This is a genomic window from Gordonia sp. IEGM753, assembly GCF_050321825.1.
In the GTDB taxonomy this organism is placed as follows: domain Bacteria; phylum Pseudomonadota; class Gammaproteobacteria; order Pseudomonadales; family Pseudomonadaceae; genus Aquipseudomonas.
This window is the reverse complement of the sequence record NZ_JBNQGB010000010.1, coordinates 82,970-105,001: the sequence shown is the minus strand read 5'-3', so window position 1 is coordinate 105,001 and position 22,032 is coordinate 82,970. Positions and strand designations below refer to the sequence as shown.

Annotated in this window: 19 protein-coding genes and 1 pseudogene; 8 read left to right on the top strand and 12 right to left on the bottom strand. The window is 58.3% G+C overall.

Annotation, left to right across the window (positions count from 1 at the left end; genetic code table 11):
* Positions 1 to 73 precede the first annotated feature (73 nt).
* The 5 genes from ACQR3R_RS29920 to ACQR3R_RS29900 all read right to left on the bottom strand — a co-directional run bounded on the left by ACQR3R_RS29920 (position 74) and on the right by ACQR3R_RS29900 (position 7,526).
* A complete protein-coding gene (locus ACQR3R_RS29920; protein ID WP_428278218.1) occupies positions 74 to 2,938 on the bottom strand; it encodes an acyltransferase domain-containing protein in 2,865 nt (954 codons plus the stop codon).
* A 200-nt stretch (positions 2,939 to 3,138) separates the two neighbouring features.
* A complete protein-coding gene (locus tag ACQR3R_RS29915) occupies positions 3,139 to 4,113 on the bottom strand; it encodes a FecR domain-containing protein (RefSeq protein WP_428278216.1) in 975 nt (324 codons plus the stop codon).
* Positions 4,110 to 4,628, bottom strand: coding sequence for an RNA polymerase sigma factor (locus ACQR3R_RS29910; protein ID WP_428278214.1), 519 nt, complete (start codon positions 4,626 to 4,628; stop codon positions 4,110 to 4,112). The genes ACQR3R_RS29915 and ACQR3R_RS29910 overlap by 4 nt, the downstream gene beginning before the upstream one ends.
* 259 nt (positions 4,629 to 4,887) lie before the next feature.
* Complete coding sequence (locus tag ACQR3R_RS29905) at positions 4,888 to 5,595, bottom strand: exonuclease domain-containing protein (RefSeq protein WP_428278212.1); 708 nt, start codon at positions 5,593 to 5,595, stop codon at positions 4,888 to 4,890.
* Positions 5,592 to 7,526, bottom strand: a complete 1,935-nt coding sequence (locus ACQR3R_RS29900; protein WP_428278210.1) for a putative nucleotidyltransferase substrate binding domain-containing protein — start codon at positions 7,524 to 7,526, stop codon at positions 5,592 to 5,594. Before ACQR3R_RS29900 ends, ACQR3R_RS29905 begins: the two co-directional genes overlap by 4 nt.
* A gap of 260 nt (positions 7,527 to 7,786) precedes the next feature.
* Here ACQR3R_RS29900 and ACQR3R_RS29895 point away from each other — a divergent pair, with 260 nt between their 5' ends.
* A complete protein-coding gene (locus tag ACQR3R_RS29895) occupies positions 7,787 to 8,233 on the top strand; it encodes a response regulator (RefSeq protein WP_428278208.1) in 447 nt (148 codons plus the stop codon).
* Between the two features lie 86 nt (positions 8,234 to 8,319).
* On the opposite strand, the gene ACQR3R_RS29890 is transcribed toward ACQR3R_RS29895, so the two are convergent.
* The gene (locus tag ACQR3R_RS29890; RefSeq protein ID WP_428278206.1) at positions 8,320 to 10,497 is read right to left on the bottom strand and encodes a malate synthase G; all 2,178 of its coding nucleotides are present in this window, start codon (positions 10,495 to 10,497) and stop codon (positions 8,320 to 8,322) included.
* Positions 10,498 to 10,996: 499 nt separating this feature from the next.
* Between ACQR3R_RS29890 and ACQR3R_RS29885 the strand changes: the two genes are divergently transcribed.
* Entirely contained in the window at positions 10,997 to 11,515 is a 519-nt protein-coding gene (locus tag ACQR3R_RS29885; RefSeq protein WP_428278204.1) for an ACT domain-containing protein, read from the top strand.
* 128 nt (positions 11,516 to 11,643) lie between these two features.
* On the opposite strand, the gene rarD is transcribed toward ACQR3R_RS29885, so the two are convergent.
* From rarD to ACQR3R_RS29860, 5 genes are all read right to left on the bottom strand, one after another.
* On the bottom strand, positions 11,644 to 12,531 hold the full coding sequence (rarD, locus tag ACQR3R_RS29880) for an EamA family transporter RarD (RefSeq protein WP_428278202.1): 888 nt from the start codon (positions 12,529 to 12,531) through the stop codon (positions 11,644 to 11,646).
* Positions 12,532 to 12,676: 145 nt separating this feature from the next.
* The gene (locus ACQR3R_RS29875) at positions 12,677 to 13,651 is read right to left on the bottom strand and encodes a serine/threonine protein kinase (protein WP_428278200.1); all 975 of its coding nucleotides are present in this window, start codon (positions 13,649 to 13,651) and stop codon (positions 12,677 to 12,679) included.
* Positions 13,652 to 13,776: 125 nt separating this feature from the next.
* Positions 13,777 to 15,678: an alkaline phosphatase PhoX gene (locus ACQR3R_RS29870; RefSeq protein WP_428278198.1), complete on the bottom strand. Its 1,902-nt coding sequence runs from the start codon at positions 15,676 to 15,678 to the stop codon at positions 13,777 to 13,779.
* A gap of 58 nt (positions 15,679 to 15,736) precedes the next feature.
* Positions 15,737 to 16,501 (bottom strand): TOBE domain-containing protein, encoded by a 765-nt coding sequence (locus ACQR3R_RS29865; protein WP_428278196.1) that lies wholly within the window; start codon positions 16,499 to 16,501, stop codon positions 15,737 to 15,739.
* Between the two features lie 63 nt (positions 16,502 to 16,564).
* Entirely contained in the window at positions 16,565 to 17,041 is a 477-nt protein-coding gene (locus tag ACQR3R_RS29860) for a ComF family protein (protein ID WP_428278294.1), read from the bottom strand.
* Positions 17,042 to 17,080: 39 nt separating this feature from the next.
* On the opposite strand from ACQR3R_RS29860, the gene ACQR3R_RS29855 reads away from it, so the two are divergent.
* Positions 17,081 to 17,224, top strand: a complete 144-nt coding sequence (locus ACQR3R_RS29855; protein ID WP_428278292.1) for a hypothetical protein — start codon at positions 17,081 to 17,083, stop codon at positions 17,222 to 17,224.
* Here ACQR3R_RS29855 and ACQR3R_RS29850 read toward each other — a convergent pair.
* Positions 17,165 to 17,305, bottom strand: a pseudogene (locus ACQR3R_RS29850) (hypothetical protein); the annotation flags it as partial. The gene ACQR3R_RS29855 and the pseudogene ACQR3R_RS29850 sit on opposite strands and share 60 nt — an antisense overlap.
* A 91-nt stretch (positions 17,306 to 17,396) precedes the next feature.
* On the opposite strand from ACQR3R_RS29850, the gene bioB reads away from it, so the two are divergent.
* The 5 genes from bioB to bioD all read left to right on the top strand — a co-directional run bounded on the left by bioB (position 17,397) and on the right by bioD (position 22,004).
* On the top strand, positions 17,397 to 18,452 hold the full coding sequence (bioB, locus tag ACQR3R_RS29845) for a biotin synthase BioB (RefSeq protein WP_428278194.1): 1,056 nt from the start codon (positions 17,397 to 17,399) through the stop codon (positions 18,450 to 18,452).
* A 167-nt stretch (positions 18,453 to 18,619) separates the two neighbouring features.
* Positions 18,620 to 19,798 carry an 8-amino-7-oxononanoate synthase gene (gene bioF / locus ACQR3R_RS29840; RefSeq protein ID WP_428278192.1) on the top strand — a complete coding sequence of 393 codons (1,179 nt, stop codon included), beginning with the start codon at positions 18,620 to 18,622 and terminating at the stop codon, positions 19,796 to 19,798.
* The gene (locus ACQR3R_RS29835; protein WP_428278190.1) at positions 19,791 to 20,522 is read left to right on the top strand and encodes an alpha/beta fold hydrolase; all 732 of its coding nucleotides are present in this window, start codon (positions 19,791 to 19,793) and stop codon (positions 20,520 to 20,522) included. Before bioF ends, ACQR3R_RS29835 begins: the two co-directional genes overlap by 8 nt.
* Entirely contained in the window at positions 20,515 to 21,327 is an 813-nt protein-coding gene (bioC, locus tag ACQR3R_RS29830) for a malonyl-ACP O-methyltransferase BioC (protein WP_428278188.1), read from the top strand. Before ACQR3R_RS29835 ends, bioC begins: the two co-directional genes overlap by 8 nt.
* On the top strand, positions 21,324 to 22,004 hold the full coding sequence (bioD, locus tag ACQR3R_RS29825; protein WP_428278186.1) for a dethiobiotin synthase: 681 nt from the start codon (positions 21,324 to 21,326) through the stop codon (positions 22,002 to 22,004). The genes bioC and bioD overlap by 4 nt, the downstream gene beginning before the upstream one ends.
* Positions 22,005 to 22,032: the final 28 nt, after the last annotated feature.

Here is a 22,032-nt window from a genome sequence, read left to right as displayed (position 1 = left end):
TGCAAAGTTCACAGTTTCTTCAAAATGCTTGACCCATAAGGTGGGTGCCGAGCGTGCAATAACAACCCTGATGTTAGCCAACAGCCCATTTCAGCTTCGAGGCAAACGCTGTTGGATAGGTGTCGGATGACGCAATGGCAGCGTGCGTCGCCTCCCCATAACCGAAGGCATCAATCAGCAATGGCGTGTTCACTGAAAGAAAGTCGCTCAAGGCATCAAGGTGTTTTTCAAAGGATTGATAACGTTCGCTGTCGAGCAAGCCTGAGCTCATGTACCACGCTGCGTGTTTGTTCAGGTATTCCAGCGCATGGACAGTGGCCAATGCATTCGCCAGATCCTTGGCCAGCCCCGGCTGCAGGTTAGCGCTGGCGGCGGCTGCACTTTCCATGGCCAGGCGTTGTGCGTGAGCTTCGCCGGCACGAGCCGTCACCATTAATTGCGAATTCCAGAGCAGCAGGTTGTCTTCGCCCGCAACGGCGTGAGTTAACACGTGATCGGCTACTTGTTTGAGCAATCGATACTCACGGGTGCGCAGCATCGCTAGCCAATACGCCGGGTTATCCAGTGCTCCTTGTGGGTCAGGCAATGCCGGTTCGATCAGCGGCTGGCCAATCAGGGCTTTGGCCGCGTCCAGCAGAATCATGAAGTTGTTGCCACCCGCATCCTGATAGATTTTTGCCATGCCTTCGTATTCGAAGAACCGGTTGAGGTTCAAGGCTCCGGCGACGCCACATCGTAGACGGCACTCTGTCGCTATCGCTTCCGCAGCCGGCGCACACAAGGCCTTGGTCAACGCAATGGTGCTGCTTATCGCGACCCACGGTGTCCATACCGCCGACCCGGTTCCCGTTGTCTGTGGCGACGTTTGGCTGGTGATGTTACTGGCCCATAGCCGCACCGAATCATTGGCAAAGCACCTCATGACATAACCCGTTGCCAGGCAACCGAATAGAGCTCGTTGCTGGGTGCGGAAATTCAGTAGCTGCGTGCCATGGCCGATTTTTGCTTGCGTGGTGCGACGGTTGGCGTGCGTCAGGGCGAGGGTAGAGCAGGCCAGCATCACCGAGCTCAACCCGATCCCGACCATGGCCCAGACATTCTTCGGCGCAAACAATGAGCGAATCAGGCGCCGCTCCGTGCTACCTAACGGGTCATGAAAATGATCTTTCAAGTCGATAGACGCACCGTCGCTCAGCCATGAAAAAAACGGTATCCGGACCTTCTCGAATCCCAACAACCCATAATCGAGTGGTACCGAACGGATTTCCGCAGGGGAAGACATGCGGATGCCAGGTCGCGGCCCTTGCGCGTTACTGAGCGGCAGCACAAAGGCGAACACACCACAAAATTGATCGTTGATCATGAGCCGGGCGAAGACAACGCCCAGTTTGTCCAGATTGTGGACACCCACATTGGCGAACTTCAGTGCCCCATCACCCGGCGTGTGCAACACGAACTCTCGACTTAGTGGGTCAAAACGCGCCTCCAACTGTGGCCCGATGTGGGAATTGCTGACTCCGATTTCAGTAATGGCGTAAGCCCCGATCTGTTCGCCTGATTCCAGCTGGCGTCGCCAGTGACTGGCTTGCGGGTGCCCATGCTCAAACGCCAGGAGGGTGCCAATGCACAAACCTTGCTGGATCACGCAGCCCATGAATAAGGACGGGTCGGCAATCGCGGCTTGCTCTGCCAGAGCCATCAACAACTCCGGTCGTTTGAAGCCATGCAGTTCATCAGGTAGCTTTTTGAGCAAATGTCGCAAACGTTTATAGGTCAGCTCATGACCTTCTTCGAAGGTTTGACTTGTGCGTGGAAGAAAGGCCGGGTCGTCGAAAATCGTCTCCATGTGCACGCGATCTTCATGACTGATCGAGCCTCTCACCAGACGCCGTAACGCTTCTACTGCGTCAGTTTCCCCGTTTGCCTGGAGGGATGCGCCCGTGACGGATTGATGCGCAGGATCTGCCAGCACTTTGTATAAATCGCCGACCGGCAGCGCAAGAGGGGAGTAGGTTTTAGAGGCGTGAAGGCTTTTACGAATGCAATGGCAAATGCTTGCGTCGACCCCCATGCCAACGAAAAAGTAGTGTTCGTCGGAAGGTAATTGCGCCAGCGTTTTCGGCAGGTTGGTTAGCTGTGTGACGCCTAGCGTCAGCATTTTGTGCAGATCAACGCCAGGGGCGTATTGGCCTCCCAGCACGGTCGAATAGATGGGTACAGTTGGCGGCCCTTGGGGCACACACTGGAGGTTGTCGTAGAGTTCGTGAGCGACTCTGGTATGGGCGGGAAAATGAGAGGCGTAGGTCATGGTTGCAACCTTGCGCAGAGTGGGTATCCCCTTGCCCTTCTGAAGAAGCAGCTTTTCCAGGTCGGCATTTTCAGCGCTGACAATGCATTGATTAGGTGCATTGACGGAGGCAAGCACCAGATTCAGTTCAACCAACTGCTCTACCAGCGCTTGAGTGTCTTCGACTGAGGCGTGCACCAGAACCATGCCCCCCAAGCCGTGCTCCGCGAGGTAAGCGGCATTGAGGGCGCAGACAACGCGTGCTCCCTGGGCGATGTCGAATACCCCCGCGCTAACCCGAGCAGGGATTTCGCCAAAGCTTTGAGCCACGATCAGTGCAGGGCGTATTCCGGCGTCTTTCAGCAGAGTGTCTAACACTACCGATGCGGTGTAGAGCGCCAACTGGGCAATGCCGTAAGGCAGCGGCAATGCCTGGTGTTGAGTTAGCAGCACATCGGCGATCAGGCCGGGTGTAATGCTGGGATCATGGCGGGTGGCTTCGCGGTCGACGATGGCCAGAATGGCGTCGATCTTTTCGCGAAGGTCGACGTCCTGCATGTACCACCCAGCCAGTGCTCCGCAGGGGTTGCTCCCTTGGCCCGGGAATGCAAATACCACGGTGTCAGGGGTTATTTCGGTCATGGTTGACATGTCTGTGTCCCAATTTACGTGCTCAAAAGAAAAACACCTACCCTGTGATTTGAATGGTCGCTGTGTGCAGCATCCGTTTCAAATCGGGGTAGGTGCAATCTGACAAGCCAATTTAGGGCGATTGAGGCACAGTCCATAACTGTCATAATTGACAGTTCTTGGATCATTTAGAAGTCTGTATTAGTCCTATTTGGACTGAGCTATTCAGAGGCGATGCTGCGAGCCGCAACGGTAACCCACCACTGCGTGTGATGTTCGATCTGCACCGGCAGGGTCGGGAGCAGGGCGCTGAGGGCCAGATTGGTGTCGTGCAACGGAAAACTTCCGGTGATTCGCAGGTCGGCTATTTCGGGTGCCACGCCCAGGTGCCCGCGTCGATAGCGCCCGAGTTCGTGCACCAGGTCTTCCAGGCGAGCGTTGTCCACCACCAGCATGCCGCGGGTCCAGGCGTCGGCTTCCAGGTTGAGTGCCAGGATCGGGCCGAGGCCGTTATTGCGCATCAATACTTGCTGGCCTTCGCGCAGAATGTGTTCTTCGGAACTCGACTGAGCATGGGCAGCCACGGCTGATTTCAAAACGCTGAGACGCGTGCCTTGGTCTTCACGCTTGACCAGGAACCGAGTGCCCAGCGCGCGCATGCTGCCGTCACGGGTTTCAACGATGAATGGCCGCGCATCGCCGTGACCGGTTTCGACGAGGATTTCCCCTTCCTGCAAGATGATCCGCCGCTGCTTCTCATCGAAGCGCACATCCAGCGCACTGTGGGTGTTGAGGTTGATCACCGTGCCATCGGCGAGGCGCAGGGTGCGCTGCTCGCCGGTGGCCGTGCTTTCGTCAGCCAGCCAGTAGTCGACCGGCAAGTAACGCTCACCGGCGAATAGGGCCAAGCCGATCACCGCGACAATGCTTGCCAGGCCATTACCCAGTTTGCGCACCCGACGGCGAATGCCTTCGCGTGACTGCAACAAAGCGGTGCGGGCGGGACCATTGGCAACGCTGAAACGCTGGTCCAGCATGCCTAGTTGGCGCCAGGCGCGGGCGTGTTCTTCATGGGCTGCGTGCCATTTTGCGAATTCTTCGCGCTCAACCGGGTTGCCGGAATCGAGCGACAGTTGCCAGGCAATGGCGGCGTCCAGCACGGTTGCCGAGACCGGTTTGGAACTGACCGGGCTCACACCGGCTCTCCGTATAATGCGATGTAGCACTGACGTATGCCTTGCGCGAGGTATTGGCGAACGCGCGGTACCGATACCCCGAGGCGCTCGGCAATTTCAGAATGGCCAAGACCGTCGAGGCGGTTATAGAGAAAGGCTGCCCGAGCCTTGCTTGATAGCTTGCCGAGTAGACGGTCGATGTTTTTCAGGTCTTCGAGAATCATCTGCTGTTCTTCAATTGAAGGTTGTTCGCCTTCAGGAATCAGCATCAGCTCGGTGAGATAGGCTTGTTCCAGCGCGGCGCGCCGGAAGTAGTCGAACAGCAGACCCTTGGCAATCGCCACCAGAAACGCCCGTGGTTCGCGTGGCTCCTTCAGCTCATCACGCCCCAGCAACCGGACAAAAGTGTCCTGGCTAAGGTCTTCGGCCCGTTGCGGGCAGGTGACATTGCGTCGTAACCACGCCAATAGCCATCCGCGATGGTCGCGATACAGCGCACCGACGAGCTCACGTTGGGGGCTTTGGACTGACGACACGCAGCATCACCGATTGGGAAGTGTTAACTAACGAGAATTGTTCGCGATTGTGACAGAGGCGGGAAAGGTAAGCAATTAACGCTGGTCGGGTGGGTTTAACGGTGTGTATCCCAATGGACCGCGTCATCGTTCTTCGCCGGCAAGCCACGCTCGCGGATTGGGTGATGCCGGGATTGATGCTTCGAACAAAACCTGTAGGAAACCGGCTTGCCGGTGATGACGATTCCGCTGGCGCCATCGCTGGCAAGCCAGGTTCCTGTTAAAAGGAGGGCGCCTGCTGCCGTCGTTTCCATTGGCTTAAGCGCTGTTGCAGAGCCTGTGGACTATCGATCTGCTGCTGGCGGGCGCGGCTGAACAGGATCAACGCCAGTTCCGCCGTGGCCAGTGCGTCGGCGCTGGCGTTGTGCCGCTCAAAGACTTCGAGCTTGAACCACTCGATCCATTCATCTAGCCCGGCCTCTCGAATCTGCGCGTGCGGACACACCAGTGGTGCGATATCGGCCACGTCCAGAAATAGGTGTTGCAGCTTGTAACCCAGATGTTCTTTCAGCGCTCGTCCCAGCATGTGCTGATCAAACGGGGAGTGAAACGCCAGCACCGGGCTGTCCCCGATAAATTCCATCAGTTCAATCAATGCCTGAGCCGGATTGCTGCCCGCCGCAATCGCGCTGGGCCCCAAACCGTGGATCAGCACGCTCGGTGCCACTTTCATGTCGGCGCATTGCAGCGTGCGCTCGAACTGCTGGCTGAAATCGATCGCTGCGTCCTCGATCACCACCGCACCGATGGACAGCACGCGATCCTTGTTCAGGTTCAGCCCGGTGGTTTCCAGGTCGAGCACCACCCAACGTTGCTCGCGCAGGCTGCAATCGCCAAGCGCGTGTACCTCTGGCAAAGCGTTCAAGCGTTGTTGCAGATCGGCGGATAGCAGGGGCGTTGCCGGGCGTAGCCAGGAAAACAGCTTCATAGCTGATACCGCAGCGTCAGGCTGCTTTGCAGGCGTTGCGCCTGGCGCAGGGATTCGCGCAGGATCCGTCGGTCAAGATGATTCAGGCTGTCGGGATCGACGCGGTTGGAGTAGGGCAAATTCTCCCGGGTTTGCAGTTGATGTTGCTGCATGCGCGTTTGCTGGATGAAGTGATAGGCCTCTTCATAAGCCGCACCATCAAGCTTCTCGATAACGTCCTTGGCGACCAGTTGGCGGAAACGTTCGAGCGTGTTGTTGGCTTCAATCCCATGCGCCAACGCCAGAAGCCGTGCACCGTCGACAAACGGCGTCAGGCCCTGGACTTTCAGATCCAGAGTGGCTTTCTCGCCATTCTTGCGCGCCAGCACAAACTCGCGGAAGCGGCCGACGGGTGGACGGTTGCGCAATGCGTTGTCAGCCAACATTCGCTGGAACAAGCGGTTATCACCCACCTGATCAATAATCCCGCGCCGCAGTTGTTCGCAACTTTGCTCATCTCCCCACACCACACGCAAATCGAAATAGATGCTGGAGCCCAGCAGGTTTTCCGGTGTGGCCTCACGGATAAACGCCGAAAAGCCTCGTGCCCATTCAGCTCGGGACAAACACAGCTCTGGATTGCCGGCCATGATGTTGCCTTTGCACAGCGTGAAACCACACAGCGCCAGGCTTTGATTTATTTGTTGTGCGATGGGCAGTAACTTGCCGCGAATCTCGGCAGCGTGCGCGGCGTCCCTGGCTTCGAACAGGATGCCGTTGTCCTGATCGGTATGCAGCGTCTGCTCGCGACGACCTTCGCTGCCGAAACACAGCCAACTGAAGGGCACGCCAGGGTCGCCTTTTTCAGCGAGCGTCAGTTCGATCACCCGGCACACGGTGTGGTCGTTGAGCAGGGTAATGATGTGGGTGATCTGGGTCGAAGATGCGCCGTGCGCCAGCATCCGCTCCACCAACTGACCGATCTCACCGCGCAGTACTACCAGGTTTTCCACGCGCTGGGCGCTGCGGATAGTGCGAGCCAGGTGCACCAGGTCAACCCGTTGCAGCGAAAACAGATCGCGCTCCGAGACCACGCCGCACAGTCGCAAGTCTTTGACCAGGCAGACGTGGGCAATGTGCCGCTCGGTCATGGCGATCGCCGCATCGAAAGCGCTGTGGTCCGGCGTCAGGAAAAAGGGCGCATGGGTCATATGCCGTTCGATGGATTGGTTGAAGTCGCTGATGCCCTTGGCGACCACTTCGCGCAAGTCACGCAGGGTAAAAATCCCCAGCGGTGCTTTCTGCTCATCCACCACCACAATGCTGCCGACTTGTTGCTCGTGCATCAGGGTGACGGCTTCACGCAACGGAGTAATCGGGCTGCAGGTCACCGGATGACGCATGGCCAGATCGCCCAGTCGGGTGTTGAGCGAATATTGCGTGCCGAGGGTTTCGACGGCTTTTTGCTGCACTTGCTGATTGACCTGATCCAACAGGCTGCTGACGCCGCGTAGGGCAAAGTCGCGAAACGTGTGGGAAAGGGCGAATAGTTTGATGAACGCCAGTTTGTTCAGCTGTAGGCAAAAGGTGTCATCGGCAGCCAAATGTTCGGTGCGGGTTGCACGTTCACCCAAGAGCGCGGCGAGGGGAAAGCACTCGCCGGTGGTGATTTCGAACGTGGTTTCGGTTCCGCCCTTGGCCGTGTGAGGTCGCTCGCCTACCACCCGACCCTGCTTGACGATGTAGAAATGCTCAACCGGGCCGTCCGCAGGTTTGATGATGCTGTCGCCAGGCGCATAAAAGCGCAGCTGGCATTGCTCGACCAGGTACGCCAGGTGAGCGTGTTCCATTTGATTGAAGGGCGGGAAACGCTGGAGGAATTGCAACGTGCCCTGGATGTTCTGCAACACCGCGGTTTTCCCTGCCTGTGTGAAGGCGTCCGCTTTACTCATAACCATTACCGCAATCTTTTTTTGAATTGTTGTTGTCGGATGACTCGGCCATGGTCGGCCCGTACGAGCAAGGTGCCCATTGGACGTAAGTCTAGGTAGGCATTAGGTATCAACGAATGTCGGAAAACCCCTACGCAAATGTAAGAAAAACCTCACCTTTCCCCTATTGGAAAATTATCCGACGAAGTGCACATTGTTCGCCCGCTTAGCGATGTCTCACCACTGTGCTAGGGATTGATTTAGAACACTTAGAGAAAGCCATGTCCGACCACGATATTTTGAGTGACGCAGAGCGCGAGGCGCTCGCTGCCCTCATGCTTGAACCCGACCTGCCGCCGCAACGGGTGCTGATCGTTGATGACGATAAAGACGCGCGTGAACTGTTGTCGGAGATTCTTGCGCTGGACGGCGTGCGCTGCATGACAGCTGCCAGTGGCGAAACAGCGCTCCAATTATTGGCCACCACGCCGTCGATTGGCCTGGTCATCACCGATCTGCGGATGGGCAATGTCGATGGCCTGGATCTGATTCGCCAGGTACGGGAGTCCGTACGGGCGGCGTTGCCGATTATCATCGTGTCGGGCGACGCCAATATAAAAGACGCCATCGCCGCCATGCATTTGAATGTGGTGGACTTTTTGCTCAAACCGATCGATACCGGCAAGTTGCTTGGTTTGGTCAAGCATGAACTCGGGATAGAGCCCTAGTCCGCTCACACGGGTAATCGCATTCACCAATGAAAAGGCCCTGATCTTTCGATCAGGGCCTTTTTTTGTCCGGTGTAAACGCTCAGTTACAAGCCGTTAGCAGCCTTGAACTCGCGACGACGGCGGTGCAGAACGGGCTCGGTGTAGCCGTTCGGTTGTTGAGTGCCCTCGACCACCAGTTCGACCGCTGCCTGGAAGGCAATGTTGCTGTCGAAGTCCGGTGCCAACGGGCGATACAACGCGTCGTTGGCGTTCTGACGGTCAACCACTGGCGCCATGCGCTTGAGGCTTTCCATGACCTGATCTTCGGTGACGATGCCATGACGCAGCCAGTTGGCGATGTGCTGGCTGGAAATACGCAGCGTTGCACGGTCTTCCATCAGGCCGATATCGTTGATGTCCGGCACTTTCGAGCAGCCGACGCCCTGATCGATCCAGCGCACCACGTAACCGAGAATCCCCTGGGCATTGTTGTCCAGTTCATTCTTGATCTGTTCCGCAGTCCAGCTCGGGTTAACCGCCAACGGGATGGTGAGGATGTCGTCCACCGACGCACGAGTACGCTTGGCCAGCTCGGCCTGACGCGCGAACACGTCGACCTTGTGATAGTGCAACGCGTGCAGCGCAGCGGCGGTTGGCGAGGGTACCCAAGCGGTGTTCGCGCCAGCCAGTGGGTGAGCGATTTTCTGTTCGAGCATCGCCGCCATCAGGTCGGGCATTGCCCACATGCCTTTACCAATCTGCGCACGACCTTGCAGGCCGGTGCTCAGACCGATATCGACGTTCCAGTTTTCATAGGCACCGATCCACTTCTCGGCTTTCATGTCAGCCTTGCGCACCATCGGGCCGGCTTCCATGGACGTGTGGATTTCGTCGCCCGTGCGGTCGAGGAAACCGGTGTTGATGAACACCACACGCTCGCTGGCTGCCTGGATGCACGCCTTGAGGTTGACCGTGGTACGGCGCTCCTCGTCCATGATCCCGACTTTCAGGGTGTTACGTGGCAGCTCGAGTACTGCTTCGATACGCCCGAACAGTTCGTTGGTGAACGCTGCTTCTTCGGGGCCGTGCATCTTCGGTTTGACGATATAGACCGAACCGGTACGGCTGTTTTTGCGCGAGCTGTGACCATTGAGGCTGTGGATCGCCGCGAGGCTCGTCAGCAACCCGTCGAGAATACCTTCCGGAACTTCGTTGCCGTCTTTATCCAGGATGGCGTCGATGGTCATCAAGTGGCCAACGTTACGCACGAACAACAGGGAGCGACCATGCAGGCTCAGTTCCTTGCCATCAAGGCCGGTGTAGGTGCGGTCGGCATTCATGGTGCGGGTAAACGTCTGATCGCCCTTGGTGACTTCTTCCGACAGGTCGCCCTTCATCAAGCCAAGCCAGTTGCGGTAGATCACCACTTTGTCGTCGGCATCGACGGCGGCAACGGAGTCCTCGCAGTCCATGATGGTGGTGAGCGCGGCTTCCATCAGGATGTCTTTGACGCTGGCCGCGTCGGTGGCGCCGACCGGTGTGCTGGCATCGACCTGGATTTCGAAGTGCAGGCCGTTATTTTTCAGCAGGATGGCGGTCGGTGCAGCGGCATCGCCATGAAAACCGATCAGTTGAGCGTCGTTGCGCAAACCGCTGTTGCTGCCGCCCTTGAGGGCAACGACGAGTTTGCCGTCGACAATCTTGTAGCCGGTGGAATCGACGTGGGAGCCGGCAGCCAGTGGTGCGGCTTCGTCGAGGAAGGCGCGGGCGAAGGCAATAACCTTGTCGCCGCGAACCTTGTTATAGCCCCGGCCTTTTTCCGCGCCGCCAGCTTCGCTGATGGCGTCGGTGCCGTACAACGCGTCATACAGCGAACCCCAGCGGGCGTTCGAGGCGTTGAGCGCGAAACGGGCATTCATTACCGGCACTACCAGTTGCGGGCCGGCCATGCGGGCGATTTCGTCATCGACGTTTTGCGTCGTTGCCTGGAAATCGGCTGCTTCTGGCAGCAGATAACCGACGTCTTGCAGGAAGGCTTTATAAGCCACGGCGTCGTGCGCCTGTCCGGCACGGGACTGGTGCCAGCCATCGATACGAGCCTGGAAATCATCGCGTTTGGCGAGTAGGGCTTTGTTCTTCGGGGCCAGGTCATGAATGACCTTATCGGCACCTGCCCAGAACTTATCGGCGGTGAGGCCGGTACCGGGAATGGCTTCGTTGTTCACGAAGTCGAACAGGACTTTGGCGACCTGCAGGCCACCGACTTGAACGTGTTCAGTCATTGCTTGCCTCACTCTGCTCAGCTATTTCGCTTTTCAGCTCTTCAATTTTGACAATGAAGCCTCTGGCCATTTAAACCACAAACCCGTCCGCCAGTACATGCCCTTTAGGGCGGCTGGGTTGGTCCAATCAACGGCTTTGAGGCCTTGCTGACGGGGCTTTCAGGGTTGCGAGTGTGCCTGTGGCAGACATCGATCCAACGTTATGTAGTGCGCGCTGCGGCATACTACATGATGAATTGCGCTTGTGAAAATCAGACTAATTACGTCGTTCTGCGACCCCATGACGCATTGCAGTCACGTCGCGGCACGGGATGTTCTCAAAAAACTACTGGATTGTTCCAGCTAAATATAAAAACTTGTACACATAATGTTTATGGCACTGCTTTGGCGCATTGTTTTTAGCGGCCGGCAGCCTGCTGCCTTGCCACACATTCTGGCAACGCGGCAAATTATTGCGCTTGCCTATACTTCCCTTTCTATAACAAAAGAGGGCAGCGCCATGGACCACCTCGTACTTACCGTATTCGCCGCGGACAAACCCGGGCAGGTCGAGCGCATCGCCCAGTGCATTGCCGAGCACGGCGGTAACTGGCTGGAAAGCCGCATGTCGCGCATGGCCGGTCAATTCGCCGGGATTCTTCGGGTGGGCGTGCCGGCCGAGGCCTACGATGAACTGGTGGATGCGCTGCAGGCCTTGTCTGCGCAAGGCATTCGCGTGCTGATCGCCGAAAGTGGCATCGAGCAATCCTGCACCTGGAAACCGATTGCCATGGAGTTGGTGGGTAATGATCGCCCCGGCATCGTTCGCGACATCACGCGCCTGTTGAGTGAGCAGGGGGTGAATCTTGAACGACTGGTCACCGAGGTACGGCCGGCGCCGATGAGCAGCGAGCCGTTATTTCACGCAGAAGCGATTCTGGCAGTGCCGCTGACGCTTTCACTTGATGTGCTGCAGTCGCGTCTGGAAACCCTGGCGGATGACTTGATGGTTGAATTGGTGCTGCGCAGCGAGCCGTGACCCGGTTATCCAGTTTAAACGTGCACCTGCCTGTGGATAACCTGTAGAAACAGCCCGCCAGCCCACGGCAGTCGGGCTTGTTCAGCAGTTGATCAAAAAATCAGCAGTTTCAATGCCTTGCACCCGTATCAGGTGCGGCGGCGCAGACTTATCCACGCATCAACGCTGTAAACCGCCAGGCCTGCCCAGATAAAGATAAACGCGAGCAACGTGCTGGAAGACATATGTTCGCCAAACAGCAGAACGGCTTGCATCAGCACCAACGTGGGGGCCAAGTACTGTAAAAAACCGAGCGTGGTGTAGGGCAAATGTCGTGCGGCAGCGTTAAAACACACCAATGGCACCAGCGTTATCGGGCCAGCCGCCACCAGCCACCACGATGCCGACGTAGTCCAGAATTCAGTTTGCGCGCTGCTTGCGCTGGGGTTGAGCAGCAGCCAACCAAAGGCAATCGGCACCAGCATCCAGGTTTCAACCACCAGCCCCGGCAGGGCTTTGACGGGCGCTTGCTTACGAATCAAACCGTAGAAGCCGAACGTCAGCGCCAGAACCAGCGACACCCACGGCAAGCTGCCGACTTGCCACACTTGTTGCGCAACGCCAATTGCTGCCAGGCCCACCGCGAACCACTGCATGCGCCGCAAGCGTTCACCGAGAATCAACATCCCCAGCAGCACATTGACCAATGGGTTGATGTAATAACCGAGGCTGGCTTCAAGCATGCGCCCGTTGTTGACCGACCACACATACGTCAACCAATTGGCCGCGATCAGCGTGCCACTGAGCGCCAGGATCGCCAGCCGCTTGGGGTTGTCGAGCAACTCGCGCCACCAGCCCGGATGCTTCCACACCATCAGTAGCAAGGCGCCGAACAGCGCCGACCAGAGCACCCGATGAATGATGATTTCTACGGCAGGCACACTGGCGATTGCCTTGAAATAAATCGGGAAAAGTCCCCAGATGATGTAGGCGGTAAGGCCCAGGATGTACCCGCGACGCGGGTTGGCGGCTTGCATGCAGAATCCTTGCTTAGGCAGCTAACAAAGAGGGGGATTGTAAGGAGATTTGTCTACCAATGTCCTGCCTGAATAGGTTGAACAATTGTGAACACGGGCCCGGCAGGAGCGAGCCGGCTCGCTCCTGTCGTGAGATGTGTGTGGGTCAAAACAGTTTGAGGGGTTCTTCGTTGAGCGCCGATAACTGTTCACGTAACGCCAACACTTGATCGCCCCAATAGCGTTCGGTGCCGAACCACGGAAAGCTGTGCGGGAATGCCGGGTCGTCCCAGCGCCGCGCAAGCCAGGCGCTGTAATGCATCAGGCGCAAGGCGCGCAGCGGTTCGATCAGCGCCAGTTCACGTGGGTCGAAATCGTGAAACTCGTTGTAGCCATCCATCAATTCCGACAACTGACCGAGGCATTCCTGGCGATCGCCCGCCAGCATCATCCAGATGTCCTGCACCGCTGGGCCCATGCGGCAGTCATCGAGGTCGACGATGTGGAACATCTCGTCACGGCACATCATGTTGCCGGGATGGCAATCGCCGTGCATGCGGATGTTCTGGTGCGGCGTCGCTTTGTAGACCTCTTCTACTCGCTTGAGCAGGTCGCGGGCCACGGACTCGTAGGCCGGCAGCAAGCTTTTAGGAATGAAATTGCCTTCGAGCAATGTCGTCAGCGAATCATGGCCAAAGTTTTTCACACCCAATGCTTCACGGTGCTCGAAAGGCTTGGTGGCGCCGACGGCATGCAGTCGACCGAGCAATTGGCCCAGCCGATACAATTGATCCAGATTGCCCGGTTCCGGTGCACGGCCACCACGGCGCGGGAACAGGGTGAAGCGGAAACCGGCATGCTCATGCAGGCTGGCACCGTTATGAATCATCGGCGCCACGACAGGTACATCACATTCAGCCAGTTCAAAGGTGAATTGATGCTCTTCCAGAATCGCCTCATTGGTCCAGCGCTGCGGCCGGTAGAACTTGGCGATCAGCGGTTCGCTGTCTTCGATACCAACCTGATAGACACGGTTTTCGTAGCTGTTGAGCGCCAGAATGCGGGCATCACTGAGAAAGCCGATGCTTTCGACAGCATCGAGCACGAGGTCTGGGGTGAGCGTTGCAAACGGGTGGGCCATGCTGACTCCTGCGCGCAGCAGGCTGCCGCGTCCGGCCAAGCATGTTAGCGCAGACGGGCTGTGTTTAGGGGATCGTTCCCACGCTCAGCGTGGGAACGATCAAGCCTGCTCGCGAAGAGACCTGATCAGGCGCCGACGATGCCGCCGTCTTCACGGGTAATGGCCATCACCGAGGAACGCGGCTTGCCGTTCGGCAGGTGTTCCGGAAAGGTCGACCCGCCGTTTTCCCCCGGGTGCTGAATCCCGACAAACAAGGTTTTCTGATCCGGGGAAAAACTGATCCCCGTCACCTCGCAGCCAATTGGCCCCACCATGAAGCGGCGGATTTCGCCGGTCACCGGGTCGGCGCAGAGCATCTGGTTATTGCCCATGCCCGCAAAATCACCGGTGTTGCTCGCATCGCCGTCCGTGAGTATCCACAGTCGGCCGGCCTTGTCGAAGCCCAACCCGTCCGGGCTGTTGAACATGTTTTGCGGCGTGATGTTCGACGAACCACTTTTCGCGGTCCCGGCATGAACCCCCGGGTTGCCGGCCACCACAAACAAGTCCCAGGAAAAAGTCTTGGCGCCGTGGTCATCGCGGTCGGTGCGCCAGCGCAGGATCTGCCCGTACACGTTTTTCTCGCGTGGGTTCGGCCCGCCCACCGGTTGCCCGTCTTCGCCGCGTTTGGCGTTGTTGGTCAACGTGCAATAAACCTGGCCGTCCTTTGGGCTGACGACGATCCATTCCGGGCGATCCATGCGCGTGGCTTTCACCACGCTTGCCGCGAGACGCGCGTGAATCAACACCTCGGCCTGATCGGCAAAGCCGCTGCTGGCGTCGATGCCGTTTTTGCCGTGTACCAATTCAACCCATTCACCTTGGCCTTTCGGGTGATCGGCATCGTTGTCACCGGCGTCGAAGCGCGCAACAAACAGGGTGCCGTGGTCCAGCAGATCGCGATTCGATTTAGGGTTTTTGTGATTGATCTTGTCGCGGCTGACGAACTTATAAATGAACTCGCCACGTTCATCGTCGCCCATGTACACCACGGCGTGACCGTCATTGGTTTGCGCGAGGGCGGCGTTTTCATGTTTGAAACGACCCAGCGCAGTACGTTTGACCGGGGTTGATTGCGGATCAAACGGATCGATTTCCACTACCCAGCCGTGACGGTTGAGCTCGTTCGCATTTTTCGCCAAATCGAAACGAGGGTCATGCTGGTGCCAATTGATCTCTTTGCTGGCAACCACCGCGCCATAGCGTTTTTGTGCGGCGTCAAACTTCTGCTCGGGATTGCTGCTGCCAAAGCAGTCGGTGAAGTTTTCCTCGCAGGTCAGGTACGTGCCCCAGGGTGTCTTGCCGTTGGCACAATTCTGGAAGGTGCCGAGCACATTTTTGCCGTGTGGGTCGGCACTGGTTTTCACCAGCGAATGGCCAGCGGCCGGCCCGCTGAGCTTGATCGGGGCATTGCCGTGAATGCGTCGGTTGTACCGTGAGCCCTGGACGAATTGCCATTCGCCGTTTTTGCGCTGCACCTCGATGACCGACACACCTTCGCAGGCGAGTGCCTTGCGTACTTCTTCGGATGACTGCGGCATGCCGCCGTGCGGATAGAGGTAGCGGTAGTTGGTGTATTCATTGTTGATCGCCATCAGCGCCCGGTCTTTCTCACCAGGAAATTCGAACAGGCTCATGCCGTCGTTGTTATCGCCGAACTGCACTTCCTGTTGCTGTGCGGTGCCGTTGCCACTGGGGTCGAATGCGGGCCCGTTCTTCTGCAAAGGCTGGCCCCAACTGATCAACACCGAAGATTTGTAGCCGGGAGGCAGGGTGATGGCATCGTTTGTCGCGGCGGGAATACTGTCAAAACCCAGCAGGTTACCTGCTGCAACGCTGACGCTTGAGGCCAACACACTGCGGCTCAACAGGTTGCCGCCAAGAAACATTGCAGCGCCGCACAAGGCGCCTGCGCTGATGAAGCCACGACGACTGAGGCTGACGATTTGCTGAAGGTCAGTGGTTTGGTTTTCTTCTAATAAGCTCACATCAGGCTCCCTGCAGGTTTTTGCAGTCACCTTAGTGAGCATCGATGAAGCTTTTGTTTCAGAGCGGAGTACCGAGCAACACGTTGGACGGTGCGAACTGCACCCACACGGGTTTACCGACGCCCAAGCCTGAGGTTCGCAGATGCAGCGGCTCGGCCAGGGCGCAGAGTGTCTGGCCGTTGGGCAGGCCAATGCGTACTTCACTGGGGCCGTCCTCAGCGTCGAGGATTTCTTCGATGACGCCTTCGAGGTAATTGTTGTCGGGTGTTGCTGCTTGATGGGCGCCTGATAATTCCAGCCATCCAGCCTTGATCAGTGCAACGACTTCGGTGCCAATGTGCAGCTCCAGACGCAGCGTGCTGTCGTGGGTTATTTGCGTATCGATGGTCAAGCCTTCCGCCAGTTCAAGGCGGATTCGGTCATTGCGCCCCAGCGCTTCTATTGCTACGACCTTGCCATGCAGTTGGTTGCGTGCGCTGGTTTGCAGCATCAGTCGGCCCAGCAGGTCGAGGTCGCTGGCATCTTCGGCGGCCTCCAGGACCTGGGCCTGCAAGGCTTGCAATTTTTGATACAGGCGCAATACGCGTTCGCCTTCGCTGGACAACTTGGCACCGCCGCCGCCCTTGCCGCCAACGCTGCGCTCCACCAGTGGTTTTTGCGCCAGGTTATTCAACTCATCAATGGCGTCCCACGCCGCTTTGTAACTCAACCCCGCACTCTTCGCGGCGCGGGTGATAGAGCCCTGTTCGGCGATGTGTTGCAGCAATGCAATGCGTTGCGGACGGCGGACGATGTGCTGGGTTAATAACGTAGGCAAGGACATGGTTGGACGCTTTGGGCTGTGACGGTGGCAAAGACGTTGGCGGCTTGCGCCTTGGGAGTCAAGTCACGCCACATCACCGGGTTTGGGAGTACGTGCCAGGCAATAGACGTCAACCCGCGCCGCGCCAGCGTCCATCAGCAGGCGAGCCAGGGCCTGGGCTGTGGCACCGGTGGTCAATACGTCATCGATCAGTGCCAGGTGACGATTCTTGATAAACGCACTGGGTGCGAGGGCAAAGGCGTTGCGTAGATTTTTTTTGCGTGCCTCGGCATTCAGTTCCTGCTGCGCGCTGGTGTCCTGAATCCGCAGCAGTAATGATTCGTCGCAGGCAATGTCGAGGCGGGCGCCCAGCCAGCGAGCAAGCATCGCGGCTTGGTTGAAACCGCGCTGGCGCAGGCGTTTAGTGGCGAGCGGCACGGGGATCAATGCGTCCGGGCGGGGCAAGTCTTCATCAAAGCGATGTTGCAGGAAATGGGCGAGAAGTTCGGCGAGCAAGTGTCCAAACGGCCACTTTGCACTGTGTTTGAAACGGGTGATCAAGCTGTCAACCGGAAAGCTGTAAAGCCAAGGCGCGGCAACGTGTTCGAAGGCCGGCGGTTGATTCAGGCATTGACCGCAGGTCAGGCCCGGGCCGGGCAAGGGCAGGGCGCAGGTTTGGCATTGTTCACCGAGCCAGGGCAGTTCTGCTTCGCAGGCCGTGCAGATCGGCGTTTTGCCATCTGAAAGCTCCGAACATAACAAGCAGTGCTGATCATTATTTAACCAGATGTAAACCGGTCCTGTGTATCGTGGTTGACAGGGCATGAGTCTTCCTTAAATATGCCGAACATCCGTGTCGCGTCTGTGGGTATTCCATTCCCCAGACGCCAGCCATGCATAAAACAAGGAAACGCCCATGAGCGCCAGCACCACTGCAACCCTGCGTCATGACTGGTCTTTGGCCGAAGTCAGAGCACTCTTCGTTCAGCCGTTCAACGACCTGTTGTTCCAGGCGCAAACGGTGCACCGCGCGCATTTCGACGCTAACCGGGTGCAAGTGTCGACGCTGCTGTCGATCAAAACCGGCGCGTGCCCGGAAGATTGCAAATATTGTCCGCAGTCCGGTCACTACAACACTGGCCTCGAAAAAGAAAAGCTGATGGAGGTGCAGAAAGTCCTCGAAGAGGCCGCTCGCGCCAAAGCCATCGGTTCTACGCGTTTTTGCATGGGGGCTGCGTGGAAGCATCCGTCGGCCAAAGACATGCCGTATGTGCTGCAAATGGTGCAGGGCGTAAAAGCCATGGGCCTGGAAACCTGCATGACCCTCGGTCGTCTTGATCAAGACCAGACAGAGGCGCTGGCCAAGGCTGGCCTCGATTACTACAACCATAACCTCGACACATCGCCGGAATTCTACGGCAGCATCATCACTACCCGTACTTACGGCGAGCGCTTGCAAACGCTGGCATATGTGCGTGATTCGGGAATGAAGATCTGCTCCGGCGGCATCCTCGGCATGGGCGAATCGCTGGATGACCGTGCCAACCTGTTGATTCAGCTGGCTAACCTGCCGGAGCATCCGGAGTCGGTGCCGATCAACATGTTGGTGAAGGTGGCCGGTACGCCGCTGGAAAATGCCGAAGACATCGACCCATTCGATTTCATTCGTATGCTGGCAGTCGCGCGCATCCTGATGCCGCAATCCCACGTGCGCCTGTCTGCGGGCCGTGAAGCCATGAACGAGCAGATGCAGGCCCTGGCGTTCTTCGCCGGCGCCAACTCGATTTTCTACGGCGACAAACTGCTGACCACCGCCAACCCGCAAGCCGACAAGGACATGCAACTGTTCTCGCGTCTGGGCATCCTGCCGGAAGCGCGTGAAGAGCACGCAGACGAGGTGCATCAGGCGGCGATCGAGCAAGCATTGGTCGAGCAGAAGAGCAGCGAGCAGTTTTATAACGCCGCTGTTTGATCTCCAATTTTTCTGAAGAAATGCGAAACCTGTGGGAGCCAGCCTGCTGGCGATGGCGCCAGGTCAGTCGACATCAATGTTGAACGACAGTCCGTCATCGCCAGCAGGCCTGCTCCCACAGGGGGTCGTGCAACTTTTGCACGTTGCGATCTGACACTGAGGCCTGCATGTCTTTTGATCTCGCCGCACGCCTTGCTGCCCGTCGTGCTGAAAACCTTTACCGCCAGCGACCTTTGCTGCAAAGCCCTCAAGGCCCTGAAGTAGTGGTCGACGGCAAGCCGCTGCTGGCGTTCTGCAATAACGATTACCTGGGCCTGGCCAATCATCCACAGGTGATCGAAGCCTGGCGCGCGGGCGCATCGCGTTGGGGCGTTGGCGGTGGCGCTTCGCATTTGGTCATTGGCCACAGCAGCCCGCATCACGCATTGGAAGAAGCCTTGGCCGATCTGACCGGTCGTCCACGTGCGTTGCTGTTCACCACCGGTTACATGGCCAACCTCGGCGCGGTGACTGCGTTGGTCGGGCAGGGCGATACGGTGCTCGAAGACCGGCTCAACCACGCCTCGTTGCTGGATGCCGGGCTGTTGTCCGGTGCGCGCTTCAACCGATATTTGCATAACGATTCGGCAAGTCTCGCCAAGCGTCTGGAGAAGGCCACCGGCAACACGCTGGTGGTCACCGACGGCGTGTTCAGTATGGATGGTGACATCGCTGATTTGCCGGCGCTGGCGCGCGAAGCCAAAGCGAAGGGCGCCTGGCTGATGGTCGATGACGCTCATGGCTTTGGTCCGTTGGGCGCCAATGGCGGCGGTATCGTCGAACATTTCGGCTTGGGCCAGGAAGACGTGCAGGTGTTGGTCGGCACGCTGGGCAAGGCTTTCGGTACCGCCGGCGCTTTTGTCGCAGGCAGTGAAGAACTGATCGAAAGCCTGATCCAGTTTGCTCGTCCTTACATTTACACCACCAGCCAACCGCCAGCGTTGGCTTGCGCCACGCTTAAGAGCCTGGAATTGCTACGCAGCGAACACTGGCGGCGCGATCACCTCAAGACGCTGATCCACCAATTTCGCGAAGGCGCCCGGCAGATTGGCCTGGAGTTGATGGACAGCTTCACGCCGATCCAGCCGATCATGATCGGCGATGCCGGCCGCGCGGTTCAGCTGTCGCACATGTTGCGCGAACGCGGCTTGATGGTGACGGCGATCCGCCCGCCGACCGTGCCTGCCGGCAGCGCGCGCCTTCGCGTGACATTGACCGCTGCCCACAGCGAGGCGCAGGTGCAGCTACTGTTAAATGGACTGGCCGATTGTTTTCAACAACTGGGACTGGAGCCAAGCCATGCGTAATCGTCTGATTCTGCTGCCCGGCTGGGGCCTCGGGATTTCGCCACTGGAGCCACTGGCGGCGGCCTTGCGGGGGCTGGATGAACACCTGCGCGTCGACATCGAGCCCTTACCTGCGCTGGAGTCAAGCGACTTGCAGGAGTGGCTTGATGAGCTGGACGCAACGTTGCCCCAGGATGCATGGCTCGCTGGCTGGTCGTTGGGCGGCATGCTGGCGTCCGCGTTGGCGGCGCGTCGCGGTGATCGTTGCTGTGGTTTGGTGACCCTGGCCAGCAACCCCAGTTTTGTGGCTTGGGCTCGCTGGGACAATGCGATGCACGAAGAGACCTTCAATGCGTTCCTCAACGGTTGCCGTCTCGACCCGGACGTCACCTTGAAACGCTTCAGCCTGCTGTGCGCGCAAGGGGCTGCCGACCCGCGCTCAATGGCCCGGTTGTTGTTGGCCGGTGCCCCCAAAACTCCGGCGCCGGTGTTGCTCAGTGGCCTGGAATTATTGGGCGCACTGAGCACGCGTCAGGCCTTGCTGGATTTTCAGGGGCCGCAGTTGCATGTGTTTGCCGGTCTGGACGGGTTAGTCCCGGCAGAAGCGGCGTCAGAACTTTTGGCGTTGTTGCCAGATGTCGAAGTCGGCCTGATTGAACAGGCCGGTCACGCGTTTCCTCTGGAAGATCCCCACGGTGTGGCGGGGGCAATCCAGGCTTTTTTGCATGAGTCCGGCGATGACTGATTTATCCCTCACCCTTGTGCCCGGTGGTTTGCCCGACAAGCGCCAGGTTGCAGCGTCCTTTTCCCGTGCGGCGGCGAGTTACGACAGCGTGGCCGAGTTGCAGCGCGATGTCGGCAATCAGTTGCTGACCCGGCTGCCGCTTGAGTTTGTGCCTGGGCGCTGGCTGGATATGGGCTGTGGCACCGGGTATTTCAGTCGTGCGTTAGGTGAGCGCTATCGCGCTGGGCACGGCGTGGCGCTGGACATCGCCGAAGGTATGCTCAATCACGCCCGGCCATTGGGTGGCGCGACGGACTTCATCGCCGGTGACGCTGAACGCCTGCCGTTGCAGAATTCAACCTGCGATCTCATCTTCTCCAGCCTTGCCGTACAGTGGTGTGCCGACTTCGAATCGGTGCTCAGTGAAGCGTATCGCGTGCTGAAACCGGGCGGGATCTTTGCATTTGCTAGTCTGTGCGTGGGCACGTTGTTTGAATTGCGTGACAGCTGGCGGCAAGTGGATGGCATGGTTCACGTCAACCGCTTTCGCGAGTTTGGTGTTTATCAGCAATTATGCGCGGCCAGTGGGTTGAAGGCCGTTAGTCTGGAAACCCGTGCACATGTGCTGCATTATCCGCACGTTCGAAGCCTGACGCATGAGCTAAAGGCCTTGGGAGCCCATAACCTGAATCCTGGCCGGCCGGGTGGTTTGACGGGCAGGGCGCGCATTCTTGGCCTGGTCGACGCTTATGAACAGTTTCGCCAAGTTCAAGGTTTACCGGCGACTTATCAAGTGGTCTACGCCGTTCTGGAGAAACCCTTATGAGCGCAGCCTATTTCATCACCGGTACTGACACCGATGTCGGCAAGACCACCGTTGCCGCTGGTTTACTGCACGCGGCGCGATCCGCGGGCATGAGCACGGCGGCGGGTAAACCGGTAGCTTCGGGCTGTGATGTGACGCCCAAGGGCTTGCGTAATTCGGATGCGCTGGCGCTTCTGGCCGAGTGTTCGATACCGTTGACTTATGCACAGGTCAACCCGGTAGCCTTCGAGCCGGCCATTGCCCCGCACCTTGCGGCTCGCGAGGCTGGAGTCGCGCTGACGGTGCAATCCTTGCTGGCGCCGATGCGGCAAATTCTCGACATGCAGGCGGATTTCACGTTGATCGAAGGTGCTGGTGGCTGGCGCGTGCCGTTGGCGGACCAAGCCAACCTGTCGGACTTGGCGATGGCGCTGAAACTCCCGGTTATCCTGGTGGTTGGCGTACGTTTAGGCTGCATCAGCCACGCGTTGTTGACCGCAGAGGCGATTGCCCGCGACGGTCTGCAACTGGCGGGCTGGGTGGCGAATATCATCGATCCGAAAACTTCGCGGCTGGAAGAGAACCTGGCAACGCTCGCCGAACGGATCCCGGCACCGTGCCTGGGACGGGTTCCCAAACTGAAGTCGGTAACGGCAGAAGCGGTGGCCGAGTACCTGCAACTGGACCTGCTCGACTGAGGTGGCGGTGAGGGTTTTGGCTATGACA

What these genes read in the sequence shown, in the direction of transcription:
- ACQR3R_RS29900 (WP_428278210.1), bottom strand. Translation starts at nt 7,526, where the DNA reads ATGAGTAAAGCGGACGCCTTCACACAGGCAGGGAAAACCGCGGTGTTG.
- ACQR3R_RS29895 (WP_428278208.1), top strand. Translation starts at nt 7,787, where the DNA reads ATGTCCGACCACGATATTTTGAGTGACGCAGAGCGCGAGGCGCTCGCT.
- ACQR3R_RS29890 (WP_428278206.1), bottom strand. Translation starts at nt 10,497, where the DNA reads ATGACTGAACACGTTCAAGTCGGTGGCCTGCAGGTCGCCAAAGTCCTG.
- ACQR3R_RS29865 (WP_428278196.1), bottom strand. Translation starts at nt 16,501, where the DNA reads ATGTCCTTGCCTACGTTATTAACCCAGCACATCGTCCGCCGTCCGCAA.
- bioF (WP_428278192.1), top strand. Translation starts at nt 18,620, where the DNA reads ATGTCTTTTGATCTCGCCGCACGCCTTGCTGCCCGTCGTGCTGAAAAC.
- ACQR3R_RS29885 (WP_428278204.1), top strand. Translation starts at nt 10,997, where the DNA reads ATGGACCACCTCGTACTTACCGTATTCGCCGCGGACAAACCCGGGCAG.
- bioC (WP_428278188.1), top strand. Translation starts at nt 20,515, where the DNA reads ATGACTGATTTATCCCTCACCCTTGTGCCCGGTGGTTTGCCCGACAAG.
- ACQR3R_RS29905 (WP_428278212.1), bottom strand. Translation starts at nt 5,595, where the DNA reads ATGAAGCTGTTTTCCTGGCTACGCCCGGCAACGCCCCTGCTATCCGCC.
- bioD (WP_428278186.1), top strand. Translation starts at nt 21,324, where the DNA reads ATGAGCGCAGCCTATTTCATCACCGGTACTGACACCGATGTCGGCAAG.
- ACQR3R_RS29835 (WP_428278190.1), top strand. Translation starts at nt 19,791, where the DNA reads ATGCGTAATCGTCTGATTCTGCTGCCCGGCTGGGGCCTCGGGATTTCG.
- ACQR3R_RS29875 (WP_428278200.1), bottom strand. Translation starts at nt 13,651, where the DNA reads ATGGCCCACCCGTTTGCAACGCTCACCCCAGACCTCGTGCTCGATGCT.
- rarD (WP_428278202.1), bottom strand. Translation starts at nt 12,531, where the DNA reads ATGCAAGCCGCCAACCCGCGTCGCGGGTACATCCTGGGCCTTACCGCC.
- ACQR3R_RS29920 (WP_428278218.1), bottom strand. Translation starts at nt 2,938, where the DNA reads ATGTCAACCATGACCGAAATAACCCCTGACACCGTGGTATTTGCATTC.
- bioB (WP_428278194.1), top strand. Translation starts at nt 17,397, where the DNA reads ATGAGCGCCAGCACCACTGCAACCCTGCGTCATGACTGGTCTTTGGCC.